This window comes from Bradyrhizobium ganzhouense, assembly GCF_049949285.1.
GTDB classification, from domain to species: Bacteria; Pseudomonadota; Alphaproteobacteria; order Rhizobiales; family Xanthobacteraceae; genus Bradyrhizobium; species Bradyrhizobium ganzhouense.
In genome coordinates this window covers 7,135,650-7,149,292 of the sequence record NZ_CP181318.1, presented here as the reverse complement: position 1 = coordinate 7,149,292, position 13,643 = coordinate 7,135,650, and the positions used below count along the sequence as shown (strand labels likewise).

The following is a 13,643-nucleotide window of genomic DNA, read 5'->3' as shown; positions in this document are numbered from 1 at the left end:
GCGCCCCCTGGCGTGTGGTTACGCCGCGTCGCGCTTGGCGGCGCTGTCGGCGAGATGACGGCCGGCAATGTAGCCGAAGGTCAGCGCCGGCCCAAGCGTGATGCCGGCGCCGGGATAATTGCCGCCCATGATGCTCGCCATGTCGTTGCCGGCGGCATAGAGCCCCGGAATCACCCGGCCCTCGGCGTCGAGCGCCCGCGCGTTCTCGTCGGTGACGATGCCGGCATAGGTGCCGAGATCGCCGATCACCATCTTGATGGCGTAGAACGGCCCGTTCTCGATTGGCGCGATGCAGGGATTGGGACCGTGCATGGCGTCGCCCTGGTAGCGGTTATAGGCTTTTGAGCCCTTGCCGAAGGCGGCGTCGTGCCCGAGCGGCGCTGTGGCATTGAACTGCTTGACGGTTTCAGTGAACGCCTTCGCATCGATGCCGGCCTTCGCTGCGAGCGCCTCGAGCGTATCGCCGCGCATGAGATAGCCGGTATTGAGATGGTGACCCAGCGGCATCGGAAACGGCGGCACGCAGCCGAGGCCGTATTTGCGCAGCGTCGGGTGATCGCAGACGAGATAGGCCGCGATCTCCTCGCCCGGCTTTGCCGCCTTGATCATGGCCTGGACAAAATCGTGATAGGAATTGCCTTCATTGGCAAAGCGCTTGCCGTCGCGCATCACCGCGATCACGCCGGGCTTGGCGCGGTCGATGAAGTGCGGCATCACGCCCTTCGAGCCGTCCTTGCGCGTGGTCAGCGACACCGGCACCCAGGCCGCCGCGTTCGGCAGGCGATCCTCGACATGGCCGCCGGCGCTTTCCGCCAGACGTAGGCCGTCGCCGGTATTGCCGGTCGGGCCGGGTGAGAAGTGCTCATTGCCGGTCGGCGCATGCGGAAACATCTTCTTGCGCCGTTCGACATCGTGCGGGAAGCCGCCGCAGGCGAGCACGACGCCCTGGCGCGCACGAACGCGCACGTCACGTCCCTCGCGCGACACGACCGCGCCGGTGACAGTGCCGTTCTCAACCGTCAGCTCGCGCACCGGCGAGGACAGCCACATCGGAATCCTCAGGTCCTGCGCGGATTTTGCGAGACGGCCGGCCAGCGCGTTGCCGTTGGTCAAGGTCATGCCGCGGCCGTAGCGCAGCACGTCCATCAAATGCCGCGACAGGCGTTTTGCGACATAGACCGCCGAAGTCAGCGACTTCGTCACGCGCATGAAATGGATGATCTCCTTGCCGCTTCCGAGCATCATGCCGAACACGGTGAGCTCGGGCAGCGGCATGCCGAGCGTCTTGATCTGGTCGCCAAGCTCGCGGCCGTCGAACGGCCGCGTCACCATGGAGCGGCCGCCCTGCGTGCCGCCGGGTGCTTCGGCATGGTAGTCGGGAAACACCAGCGGCATGTCGAAGCGCAGCGCGGTCTTGGTGGTGAAGAAGTCGACGGCTTCAGGACCTGCGCTCAGGAATGCATCGACCCGTGCCGCATCGAAATTGTTGCCGGCTTCGTGCCGTAGATAAGTGCGGGCCTGCTCCGGCGTTTCCGCGATGCCGTAGGCCTTTGCCAGCGACGTGCCGGGAATCCACAGCCAGCCGCCCGAACGGGCGGTGGTGCCACCGAAGCGCGGCTCCTTCTCGACGATCAGCACGTCGAGACCGCGGTAGCGCGCGGTGATCGCCGCGGACATGCCGGAGCAGCCCGATCCGGCCACGAGCACATCGCACTCGTAAGTCTCAGTTGCGTTGCGCTCGTTGCCGGTCATGTCTCACCTCACTTCTTCAAGAGCGGACATTTGGATTCGGAGACCGGGCGATAGGCGTCCTCGCCCTTCACGGTCTTGATGATCTCCAGATAATCCCAGGGCTCCTTGGACTGCTCGGGCGACTTCACCCTGGCCAGATACATGTCGCGGATGACGCGGCCGTCCTCGCGCAATTTGCCGCCATGGACGAAGGTATCCTCGATCGGCAGCTCGCGCATCTTGGCCATCACCTTGGCCGGATCGTCGGTGCCGGCGGCCTTGATGCCTTTGAGATAATGCAGCACCGAGCCGTAGACGCCGGTCTGGATCATGGTCGGCATCACATTGGTGCGCGCAAAGAATTTCTTTGACCACGCGCGGGTCTGCTCGTCCATGTTCCAGTATGATGCCGTCGTCATGTAGGTGCCCTGCGCCGACTTGAGCCCGATCGCGTGCACGTCGGTGTCGAACATCAACAGGCCAACGAGCTTCTGGCCGCCCTGGACCAGGCCGAACTCGCCGGACTGCTTGATGGCGTTGTCGGTGTCCTGGCCGGCATTGGCGAAGGCGACCACGTCGGCCTTGGAGCTCTGCGCCTGCAGCGCGAAGGAGGAGAAGTCCGCGGTGTTGGTCGGATGCTTGACGCCGCCCAGCACCTTGCCGCCCATCTCGTTGATGAAGCGGGTTGCGTCCTTCTCGAGCTGCTGGCCGAAGGCGTAGTCCGCGGTGATGAAGTACCAGGATTTGCCGCCTTCCTTGATCACGGCGGAGGCCGTCACCTTCGACAACGCATAGGTGTCGTAGGTGAAGTGCACGGTGTTCGGGCTGCACAGCTCGTCGGTCAGCGAGCTCGCGCCGGGGCCGGAGAGCAGGGCGATCTTGTTGCGCTCGCGCACCATGTTGTGCACGGCGATCGCGATGCCGGAATTGGGAATGTCGACGACGGAGTCGACCTTGCCGTTGTCGAACCAGCCGCGCACGATATTGACGCCGACGTCGGTCTTCATCTGATGGTCGGCGCTGATGATCTCGATCGGCTTGCCGAGCACGGTGGGCCCGAACTCTTCCACCGCCATCTTGGCGGCCTCGACCGAGCCCGGCCCGCTGTTGTCGCGGCCCCAGCTCGACAGGTCCGTCAGCACGCCGATCCGCACCACGTCGTCGGAGACTTGCGCGCTCGCAACATTGGTCATGGCGGCAGACGTCATGGCCGCGAGCATGGCGCAGGCCAAAAGCCCTCTCATCGTCGTTCCCTCTCTTTTATGGGCCGCTTGGCGCGGCCGGTTGTTCTGGCAATAAATTAGATATTAGCAAATAGATTTGTCAATGACGAATAAAGGCCTCTCCGTCGTCCCGGCGAAGGCCGGGACCCATACCGCGTGATTTCTCGAGGCCGGAGGCTCGCAGTACCGGAGCACGAGTCCTCGCCAAACTCCGCCCTGTGGTTATGGGTCCCGGCCTTCGCCGGGACGACGGTGAGGAGGTGGCGGCGCGCAAAGTCTCGCATTGTGATCCCGCGTAGTGCACACACCCCCACAAGTTGCAACCATGATCGTGATTGGCCATGATGCATCCGGAAATATCGGGGCACATGGCAATGACGGCAGCAGCGGGGGTCTCCGGCGCGGCGGAGCGGTCGACGACGGCGCATGTGGTGTGGGCGAGCGCGCTCGGCACTGCGATCGAGTGGTACGACTTCCTGATCTACGGCACGGCTGCCGCACTCGTGCTGAACAAGCTGTTCTTCCCGAGCTTCGATCCCTTTGTCGGCACGCTGGCGGCGTTCTCGACCTATGCGGTCGGCTTCGTGGCGCGGCCGATCGGCGGTGCGATCATCGGGCACTACGGCGATCGGCTCGGACGCAAGACAATGCTGGTCGCGACCATGATCGCGATGGGGCTCGGCACCTTCCTGATCGGATGCCTGCCGACCTACAGCCAGATCGGCCTCTGGGCGCCGATCCTGCTCGTCATCCTGCGCTTCATCCAGGGCATCGGGCTCGGCGGTGAATGGAGCGGCGCGGTCGTCATGGTGGCCGAGCATGCCGGCGATCGGCGCGGCCTTTACGGCAGCCTGGTGCAGATCGGCTTTCCCGTCGGCGTTGCCGCCTCCACCGGCATCTTCGGGCTGATGACGCAACTGCCCGAAGCGGATTTCCTGAGCTGGGGCTGGCGCGTGCCGTTCCTGATCAGCATCCTGCTTGTCGGGGTCGGCTTCGTCGTGCGGCTGAAGCTCGCGGAGACGCCGCACTTCAAGGAGGTGGTCGAGCGCAAGGAGGTGCTGGCGCAGCCGGTGTGGGAGGTGCTTCGCCGCGACTGGCGCAGCTTTCTGCTGGCGATCGGCATCACGGTGTCGGAAGTCGGGCTCGCTTATCTCCTCACGGTTTTCACCGTGGTCTATGCCACGACAAAGCTCGGCCTGCCGCGTCAGGTGATCCTGAACGCGGTGGTCTATGCCGCGATCGTCGAACTCGCCACGCTGCCGCTTGCGGGATGGCTGTCCGATATCTTTGGCCGCAAGGCGCTCTATCTCGCCGGCGGCGTGTTCTCGGTGGCGCTGGCGTTTCCGCTGTTCTGGTTCCTCGACACCAAAGAGCCGGTGCTGATCACGCTCGCGCTCGTGGTCACGATGACGCTGACGCACGCGCTGCTGTTCGGACCCAAGGCGGCGTTCATGCCGGAGCTGTTCCGCACCCAGGTGCGCTACAGCGGCGCCTCGCTCGGCGCAAATGTCGCAGCCGCGTTGAGCGGCGGCTTCTCGCCGCTGATCGCAACCGCGCTGCTCGCCTGGGCCGGCACTTACTGGCCGGTGTCGCTCTACATCATCGCGCTGTCGATCATCACCATCATCGCGACGATGATGGCGCCGGAGACCGCGCGCGACACGCTCAAATCCTGACAGCGGCTAACTGCAGGCAGGATTCGCGGCTGCTGGAAATACCAGGAAGGTGATGCTCGCCGGCGCAAGCCGTATCGGGCCCGCGGCTGCTGCGTGCGGCGCAAGCCGGGGCAGTTCGTCATCGGCACTCAGTGCCAGCGTCGTGCCGTTCAGCTGCACGGTCGCGCTCTGCAGGCGCGTCGCATGCAACGTGTAACGCTCGGCGGGGAGCGAGAGCGTCAGGGCAGATGATGCATGCCGGGACGCGTTGATCGCGAGCACGGACACCATGCCCCGCATGCCCGGGTGGCAATGCGCATAGAGATGGAGATCCGGCGCGGCGACCGAGTTCGTGTCGAGCACGATCGTGCCCATCAGCCGGTGCCAGAGCAGCGCAGCCCAGTAGTTCGGCCGCGGTCGGAACGTCCCTTCGTCAAGCAGGCCGTAGTCGCTGGCGGCCAGCGTGTTGTGCATCACCACCTGGACGCCGGCTCTTGCCAGCCGACCATGCTGGTCGAGATAGCGGAAGGTGTCGAGAAACGTCTTGTCCCAGCGGTTGCCGCCGCAAGCCGCGTCCGCTGTCTCCGTCAGCCAGATCGGTTTGCCCGGCTCGAATGCGTCGCGCAACGCGCTGTAGATCGCGAGTGTCGCGTCAGTGCGCGCCAGCCACTGCTCGGAGAGCGCCTGCGCCGGATCATCACGGCCGCCGCAGCGCGGCGAGAGCGTGTTGTAGTGATGATAGGAGAAGCGATCGACACCTGGGCCGGATGCGGCGAGCAGATCGCGCGTGGCGATGCCCGACCCGGATGGCGACGGCGCGTCGCCGATTGAACCCGGCCCGACGATCAACGTCTCAGGTGCCGCGCGTCGCAACCATTCGCGAAAAATCCTGAAGTCGCGGCCATAGGCCTTCGCATCATATCCAGGCGGTGCACCGTTCGCCGCGGCGAGTGTCGGCTCGTTCATGAATTCCGCTGCCGCGATGTGGCCATCCAGCGAACGCGTCGCATCAATCAGGCGCTGCGCCTGATCGGTCTTCCAGGTGCCGTCGGCATCGCGGCTGCCCGGACTGATCGCGAAGGAGGTGACGATCTCCGCGTCGACTGCGCGCGCGAAATCGATCACGCCACGCCACTGTTGGCGGCCCAGGACGGAGCTGAACCCCGGTGGCGGCTCGCCCGGCGCATCATCCGTGTCGGCAAAGAACGTTGCATTGGCCCATGTGCCGCTCACGCGCAGATAGGCCGGCGCCAGCGCGGCAGCGAGCTTGCGCAGCCGTGCATTGGCAAGATCGATCGGCGGTCTCGCGCTGTAACGATCCCGCTCATCGAATGCGCGCATCATTCGCGGATATGGCTTCCAGAACTGCCCGCCGGTCACCTCCACCATCTCGATATTGTAGGATTGAAAGCGCGCATCGACCGTGCCGATCGCCTTCAGTTTTTCTGGCGCAATGGACACATCGCCGGCGTGTGCCGCGCACAACCTTGCGGCAGCGAGCAGCGCAAATGTCGCCGCACCTGCTGCGCGAATGAGCCCGTGCGATCGAAGCCATCGCCTTGTATGCACGTCCTGACGCCTTCTTATGCGCGCTGCCAAAACCAAATGCAGCAGCCTGATCCATTAGCCGCGTTTATACGGCGAATTTTTACTTCCAATTTTACTTCGCAAGATCCCGCCCCTAGCCTCACGCGCAATGATCACATAAGCAGCCGATCAATGGCGATCGGTGCGAGCGTTCATCGTAACCAATGAGGGTTGCCATGTCTGATGAGACCAAGGGGACGTTCACTTCCGATCCGGCGGGAACGGAGGCCAAAAAGGACGTCAAGTCGACGAAAAAGCTGAGCCGGCGCACATTGTTGAAGGGGGCAGCCGCCGTTGCAGGCGCGGCCGTCGGGTCGGACGCGATCCGGGGATTCCCGACCATCTGGGCGCAGGAGATCAAGGACATCGAGCTGCGCCATGTCGGCGTCTCCTATTCGGTGGTGAAGGCGATCGGCGACCAGGCCGCCAAGGATCTCGGCTTCAAGGTGACGATGCAGAACCTCGACACCTCCGCCGCCATCAACCGCTTCATAAGCCAGCCTAATACGGTCGATATCGCCGATCTCGAGGGCTGGCAGGCCAAGCTCGCCGCCAAGCGCAGCGTCATCCAGGGCATCGAGGTCAAGAAGATCAAGGAGTTCGACAACATCCTGCCGATCTTCACCAAGGGCGAGATCGACGGCCACAAGATCCCGCGCCAGGGCATCTCGCCCTATGAGGCGATGTACATCGCGAAGCCCGATTCAACCGATCTGAACGACGGCGTCACCGAATGGGCGACCTTCCTGCCGCAGGTCTACAACGCCGACTCCATTGGCTATCGCCCGGACCTCGTTGGCCACGAAGTGACCGAGTGGAAGGATCTGATCGATCCCAAGTTCAAGGGCAAGGCCGCCATCCTCGACGTGCCCGCGATCGGCATCATGGATGCCGCGCTCTGCTTCGAAAGTGCAGGGCTGATCAAGTACGGCAACAAGGGCAACATGACCAAGGAGGAGATCGACTTCACCTGCAACAAGCTGATCGAGCTGAAGAAGCAGGGCCAGTTCCGCGCGACCTGGACCACCTTCGACCAGTCGGTGCAGCTGATGGCGGCGGGTGAAGTGGTGATCCAGTCGATGTGGTCGCCGGCGGTTGCCGCGGTCCGCGTCAAGGAGATTCCCTGCGTCTACGCGCCGGTCAACGTCAAGAACGGCAAGGAAGGCTATCGCGGCTGGTGCAACGGCATGGGCCTGATGAAGCATCTCTCCGGCAAGAAGCTGGATGCCGCCTACGAATATCTCAACTGGTATCTGTCGGGTTGGCAGGGCGGCTTCGTCGGCCGCTACGGCTATTACAGCCCGGTGCCGTCGACGGCGAAGAAGTTCCTGACCGCTGCCGAATGGGACTTCTGGTACGACGGCAAGCCGGCGCCGGAAGTCATCAACGATCCCTACGGCGTGGCGATGGAGAAGGCCGGCACCAAGCGTGACGGCGGTTCGTTCCTTGATCGCGTCAAGAACATCTCGTGCTGGAACACGCTGATGGACGAGGCGGCCTACATGAACAAGCGCTGGAACGACTTCAAGGTGGCCTGAAACCTGCTTTCCCTGACCTAAGCGAAGCACCGGCGCCGTCACGCGCCGGTGCGACAAGACCGACTTCGAGGCAATTGCTGATATGCAGCCCAGTCCAAGTCCAAATCCAAGTCCAAATCTAAGTCCTTCACGCTCCAATCTCGCCGGCTGGCTCTATGTCTCGCCGCTGGTCCTCGTGCTCGTGCCGTTCTTCGTGGCGCCGATCCTGGTCGTGCTGGCCGCAAGTTTCTTCGCCACCGACGGCTTTGGCGGGCTGACGCCGGGCTTCACGCTCGCAAGCTACATCGAGGTGCTGCATTCGGCGCTGACGCTGAAACTATATCTGGCGACCATCAAATTCACCGTGCTGACCTGGGTCTTCACGCTGATCATCGGCTTCTTCGTCGCCTATTTCCTGGTGTTTCACGTCCGCAACCAGCTGCTGGCGATCGGCCTGTTCCTGCTCTGCACCGTGCCGTTCTGGACCTCGAACATCATCCGGATGATTTCCTGGATCCCCCTGCTCGGCAAGGAAGGCCTGATCAACCAGGCGCTGCTGGCGATGGGCCTGATCCATCAGCCGCTGGAAGTGCTGCTGTTCTCCGACCTCGCGGTGGTCATCGCCTATGTCCACCAGCTCACGATCTTCATGATCGTGCCGATCTTCAATTCCATGGCCCGGATCGACAAGAAGCTGATCGAGGCCGCGATCGACGCCGGCGCCAGCCGCTTCGACATCATGCGCCTGATCGTCGTGCCGATGTCCAAGAGCGGCATCGCGCTCGGCACCATCTTCGTGGTCTCGATCGTGATGGGCGACTTCTTCGTGGTCAAGGTGATGTCCGGCGGCGGCTCGGCCTCCGTGGTCAGTGCGTTCTATGAGGACGTCGGCGTGCTGCAATATCCGACTGCGGCCGCGAGCGCGGTGCTGTTGACGCTGGTGCTGGTCGCGATCGTCTCGCTGATCCTGCGCACCGTCGACATCCGGCAGGAGATCACGCGATGAGCGCGGTTCTCGCCGATATGCCCAAGACTGATACGTCCAAGACTGTCGCGCCCGCGACGACCAAGGCGATCGCGCCGAGCAAGGGCGGCCGGCCCTGGACCTTCTACGTGCTGGCCGCGCTGTTCGGCCTCTACGTCATCGCGCTCTATGGCCCGATGTTCTGCATCTACATCCTGTCGTTCCAGGACATTCGCGGCGGCCTGGTGTTCCCAATGAAGGGACATTCGCTGCACTGGTTCGTCGATCTCTTCACCCAGGTGCGCACCGGTGACGTCAAGGGCTCGTTCGATCGCTCGATCAAGCTCGCAATCATCGTCACCATCATCACGGTGGTGGTCTCGTTCCTCGCCGGTCTCGGCTTCCGCAAGCGCTTTCGTGGCGACACCTTCGTTTTCTATATGATGATCGGCAGCCTGGTGGCCCCCGGGCTCGTGCTCGGCCTCGGCACGGGTCTTCTGTTCCAGGCGCTGGGCCTGAATGCGAGCTGGTACACGTCTGCACTCGGCGCGCAGCTGTCGTGGACGCTGCCGTTCGGCGTGCTCGTGATGTTCGCGGTGATGTCGCGCTTCAACCATGTCTGGGAGGAGGCGGCCTACGATCTCGGCGCCAGCCGCTGGCAGTCGATCCGGCTGGTGATGATCCCGGTGCTCGCACCCGGCCTCGTCGCGGTCGCGCTGTTCGGCTTCACGCTCTCTTACGACGAATTCGCACGCAGCCTCCAGACCGCGGGCTCGCTGAACACGCTGCCATTGGAAATCTGGAGCATGACGCTGAACGTCACCTCGCCGTCGCTTTATGCGCTCGGCACGGTGACCACCATCGTTTCCTTCGTCGTCATCGGTGCAAGCCTCGGCACCATCGTGCTGATCCAGAAAAAGCGCGGCAGCAGCGCAAAGGGTTGAGCAAGGGTTAGGAATGAAAAACGATCGCGGCGATATCGAACTGGCAGGCGTCTGCAAGAGCTTTGACGGCGTCACCAATGTGGTCGACGGCGTCAATCTTAGGATCGCAGACGGCGCCTATTGCTGCTTCATCGGCCCGTCCGGCTGTGGCAAGACCACGATCCTCCGCATGATCGCCGGCCACGAAGATCCGACCGCGGGCGAGATCGTGATCGGCGGCCAGAACGTCGTCGGCCTCGCCCCGGTGCAGCGGCGCACCGCGATGATGTTCCAGTCCTACGCGCTGTTCCCGCACCTGACGGTCCGCGAGAACATCGCCTTTGCCTTGCGCGTGCGAGGCCAGTCCAAAACCGACCGCCTGCGCGCCGCCGACACCATGATCGAGAAGGTACGGCTGACGCAGTTTGCCGACCGCTTGCCGGCGCAGCTCTCCGGCGGCCAGCAGCAGCGCGTCGCGCTGGCGCGCGCCGCGATCACCGAGCCGCGGGTGCTGCTGCTCGACGAGCCGCTGTCCGCGCTCGACGAGCAGCTTCGCGTGCAGATGCGTCAGGAGCTGCGGCGGATGCAGCAGGAGCTCGGCATCACCTTCATCCACGTCACCCACACCCAGCTTGAGGCGATCGCGCTCGCCGATCTCGTCGTGGTGATGGAGCAGGGCAAGATCAAGCAGGCGGGCGCGGCGCGCGAGGTCTACGCCCATCCACACGATCGCTATGTCGCCGAGTTCATGGGCGGTCAGAACGTGCTCTCCGGTCGCGTCGAAAAGGTCAACGGTGCAAGCTTTACGCTGGAGCAGGCCGCGCCTGATGGGATCGAGGTGCCGCTTCAGGCGCGCCCGACCGTCAGCGTGGGCGACAAGGTCGATATCGCCGTGCGCCGTGATGACGTCGCGCTGGTCAGGCCGGGCAGGGACTTGCCGCCCGGCTATACCAATTCGCTGCCGAGCCGGGTGCTCGCGATCGAATACCAGGGCTATTTCGTCAAGGTCATGCTCGACACCGTGCCGGACGACGAGTTCGTCGCCTACGTGCCGGAAAAGACCTTCTTTGCAGATCCCTTCACCGTCGGCGATGTCGTCATGGCCACATGGGCCACCGGCAGCGCGCTTCCACTCGCCTAAAGCCCCGTCGCGCAGGAGTATGACCTTGCAGATATCCTTCACACTCAACGGCCGGCCCACCACCGTCGACGTCGAACCAGCGACGCTCGTCGCCGAGCTCCTGCGCGAACAGCTCAACCTCACGGGTACCCATATCGGTTGCGACACCAGCCAATGCGGCGCCTGCGTGGTGCATCTCAACGGTCTGCCCGTGAAGAGCTGTACGCTGCTGGCGCCGGCGCTCGACGGCGCGACACTGCTCACCATCGAAGGCCTTCAAGGTGCGCCCGGCTCGAACCAGATGCATCCGATGCAGGAGGCGTTTCGCGAGCATCACGGCCTGCAATGCGGCTTCTGCACGCCGGGCATGCTGATGACCGCGGTCGCGCTCGCCGCCGGGAAGCCGGATCTGACCGAAGCCGAGGTCCGCCACGGCCTCGAAGGCAATATCTGCCGCTGCACCGGCTACCAGAACATCGTGGTTTCCGTGATGGCCGGCGCTGCCGCCATGAACGCCGCCAAAGGAGAGTGACCATGAGCAATGTGATCGGCATCGGCGCCTCACCGAAGCGGAAGGAAGACCAGCGCTTCCTCACCGGCCGCGGCAATTACGTCTCCGACATCAAGCGCGCGGGCATGACCGCGGGCGTGTTCGTGCGCTCGCCGCACGGACATGCGATCCTGCGCGGCATCGACAAGGCTGCGGCGCTGGCATCGCCCGGAGTCATCGCGGTTCTGACCGGCGAGGATGTTGCGGCCGACAAGCTGGGCTCGCTGCCCTGCGGCTGGGGTATCTCGGACGCCAAGGGCGTCCCGATGAAAGAGCCGCCATTCCCGACGCTCGCGCAGGGCAAGGTGCGCTTCGTCGGCGACATGGTGGCTTTCGTTATCGCCGAGACACCGCAGCAGGCCAATGCTGCGGCTGAGCTGCTGACGATCGACTACGAGGTGCTGCCCTCCGTGGTCGGCGTGCTCGAAGCCGTCAGGCCCGGCGCGCCGCAATTGTTCGACGACGTCCCAAACAACATTTGCTGCGACTGGGAGCTCGGTGACAAGGCTGCGGTCGAAACCGCATTCCGCAAGGCCGCGCATGTCGCAAAGCTCAGCCTCGTCAACAACCGCCTGATCGGCAACCCGATGGAGCCGCGCGCGGCGATCGCCGAATACGAGCCGGGCACGGATCGCTTCACGCTGTGGACCACCAGCCAGTTCCCGCATGTCGTGCGCTTCCTGATGGGTGCGCTGGTGCTGAACATCCCGCAGCACAAGCTGCGCGTTGTCGCGCCCGATGTCGGCGGTGGCTTCGGCGTCAAGCAGTTTCACTACGGCGAAGAAGCCGTGATCACCTGGGCTGCCAAGCGGGTGAAGCGGCCGATTAAATGGGTCGCGAGCCGCTCGGAGGGTTATGTTTCCGATCGCCACGGCCGCGATCACGTCACCGAAGCTGAGCTTGCGCTCGATGAACACGGCAAGTTCCTGGCGTTCCGCGTCAACACGCTCGCCAATATGGGCGGCTATCTCTCAACCTTCGGACCGAACATCCCGACCAATCTCTATGGTCCGCTCCTCGGCGGCGTCTACACCACGCCCGCGATCTACTGCAACGTGAAGGTGGTCTTTACCAACACCGTGCCGGTCGACGCCTATCGCGGCGCGGGCCGCCCCGAAGCGACCTTCGTGCTGGAGCGCATCGTCGACGTCGCGGCCAGCGAGATGGGCATCGACCGTGTCGAGATTCGCCGCCGCAACATGATCCCGAAGGAGGCCTATCCCTATCAGACGCCGGTGCTCGTGCAGTACGATTCCGGCGATCCCACGGGCTGCCTCGACGGCGCGCTGGTCGCGGCCGACGTGAAAGGCTTCGGCATCCGCAAGGCGGCTTCGGCCAGCAAGGGTAAATTCCGCGGGCTCGGCTATTCCACCTATGTCGAGGCTTGCGGCCTTGCGCCGTCGCGCTTCGCGGGACGGCTGGGCGCGCGCGGCGGCCTCTACGAAAGTGCCACGGTGCGTGTGCATCCGACCGGCCAGGTCACGGTCATGATCGGCACGCACAATCACGGCCAGGGCCATGAGACGACCTTCGCACAGATTGTCTCGGAGAAGCTCGGCGTGTCTTTTGAGAATGTCGATATCGTGTTCGGCGATACCGACCGCGTGCAGTTCGGCATGGGCACCTATGGCTCCCGCTCGCTGGTGGTTGGCGGTGCCGCGCTGTCGAAGGCAACGGACAAGGTGATCGCCAAGGGCAAGAAGATCGCGGCGCACCTGCTCGAGGCCGCCGAAGTCGACATCCAGTTCGAAGCCGGAAACTTTTCGGTCGCGGGCACGGACCGCATCAAGTCGTTCGAGGAGATCGCGGGCGCTGCTTACGTGCCGCATAATTATCCGCTCGAAGTGCTGGAGCCAGGGCTGGAAGAGCAGGCCTATTACGACCCCGTCAACTTCACCTATCCCGGCGGCTGCCACATCGCCGAGGTGGAGGTCGATCCGGAGACAGGCACGGTGACGCTCGTCAATTACACCGCGGTCGACGACGTCGGCACGGTCATCAATCCGATGATCGTCGAAGGCCAGTTGCACGGCGGCATCGTGCAGGGCGTCGGCCAGGCGCTGTTCGAGAACGCCGTCTATGACGAAGGCTCGGGTCAGCTCCTCTCGGGTTCGCTGATGGATTACTGCATGCCGCGTGCCGATCACATGCCGATGATGAAGGTTGCAACTCATTCCACGCTCTGCACCCACACCCCGATGGGCGTGAAGGGCTGCGGCGAGGTCGGCACCATCGGCTCGCCGGCCGCCGTCATCAACGCTGTGGTCGATGCGCTGTCGCATCTCGGCGTCACACATGTCGACATGCCGGCGACGCCGAACCGGATCTGGCGCCTGCTGCAAAACGCGTCGCTGCCGGTTGCCGCGGAATAGG

At 64.0% G+C, this 13,643-nt stretch carries 10 protein-coding genes; 7 read left to right on the top strand and 3 right to left on the bottom strand.

All coding sequences use genetic code 11. The features are described 5' to 3' along the window. Positions 1-18: 18 nt before the first annotated feature. Together ACLFLU_RS33125 and ACLFLU_RS33120 are read right to left on the bottom strand one after the other, a co-directional pair. Positions 19-1,752: an FAD-dependent oxidoreductase gene (locus ACLFLU_RS33125; RefSeq protein WP_426408910.1), complete on the bottom strand. Its 1,734-nt coding sequence runs from the start codon at positions 1,750-1,752 to the stop codon at positions 19-21. An 8-nt stretch (positions 1,753-1,760) separates the two neighbouring features. Further along, a complete protein-coding gene (locus tag ACLFLU_RS33120) occupies positions 1,761-2,975 on the bottom strand; it encodes an ABC transporter substrate-binding protein (RefSeq protein ID WP_426408909.1) in 1,215 nt (404 codons plus the stop codon). Positions 2,976-3,328: 353 nt separating this feature from the next. Between ACLFLU_RS33120 and ACLFLU_RS33115 the strand changes: the two genes are divergently transcribed. Further along, positions 3,329-4,630: an MFS transporter gene (locus ACLFLU_RS33115; RefSeq protein ID WP_426408908.1), complete on the top strand. Its 1,302-nt coding sequence runs from the start codon at positions 3,329-3,331 to the stop codon at positions 4,628-4,630. Positions 4,631-4,636: 6 nt separating this feature from the next. Here ACLFLU_RS33115 and ACLFLU_RS33110 read toward each other — a convergent pair whose 3' ends face one another. After that, positions 4,637-6,070, bottom strand: a complete 1,434-nt coding sequence (locus ACLFLU_RS33110) for a hypothetical protein (protein ID WP_426408907.1) — start codon at positions 6,068-6,070, stop codon at positions 4,637-4,639. Positions 6,071-6,372: 302 nt separating this feature from the next. Here ACLFLU_RS33110 and ACLFLU_RS33105 point away from each other — a divergent pair, with 302 nt between their 5' ends. The 6 genes from ACLFLU_RS33105 (at position 6,373) to ACLFLU_RS33080 (ending at position 13,642) form a co-directional block, all read left to right on the top strand. Continuing rightward, positions 6,373-7,734, top strand: coding sequence for an ABC transporter substrate-binding protein (locus ACLFLU_RS33105; RefSeq protein WP_426408906.1), 1,362 nt, complete (start codon positions 6,373-6,375; stop codon positions 7,732-7,734). Positions 7,735-7,816: 82 nt separating this feature from the next. Next, a complete protein-coding gene (locus tag ACLFLU_RS33100) occupies positions 7,817-8,719 on the top strand; it encodes an ABC transporter permease (protein ID WP_426408905.1) in 903 nt (300 codons plus the stop codon). Beyond that, entirely contained in the window at positions 8,716-9,621 is a 906-nt protein-coding gene (locus ACLFLU_RS33095; RefSeq protein ID WP_426408904.1) for an ABC transporter permease, read from the top strand. Before ACLFLU_RS33100 ends, ACLFLU_RS33095 begins: the two co-directional genes overlap by 4 nt. 13 nt (positions 9,622-9,634) lie before the next feature. After that, complete coding sequence (locus tag ACLFLU_RS33090; protein WP_426408903.1) at positions 9,635-10,741, top strand: ABC transporter ATP-binding protein; 1,107 nt, start codon at positions 9,635-9,637, stop codon at positions 10,739-10,741. 19 nt (positions 10,742-10,760) lie between these two features. Beyond that, positions 10,761-11,252 carry a (2Fe-2S)-binding protein gene (locus tag ACLFLU_RS33085; RefSeq protein ID WP_426408902.1) on the top strand — a complete coding sequence of 164 codons (492 nt, stop codon included), beginning with the start codon at positions 10,761-10,763 and terminating at the stop codon, positions 11,250-11,252. A gap of 2 nt (positions 11,253-11,254) precedes the next feature. Further along, the gene (locus tag ACLFLU_RS33080) at positions 11,255-13,642 is read left to right on the top strand and encodes a xanthine dehydrogenase family protein molybdopterin-binding subunit (protein WP_426408901.1); all 2,388 of its coding nucleotides are present in this window, start codon (positions 11,255-11,257) and stop codon (positions 13,640-13,642) included. The last annotated feature ends 1 nt before the right edge of the window (position 13,643 follow it).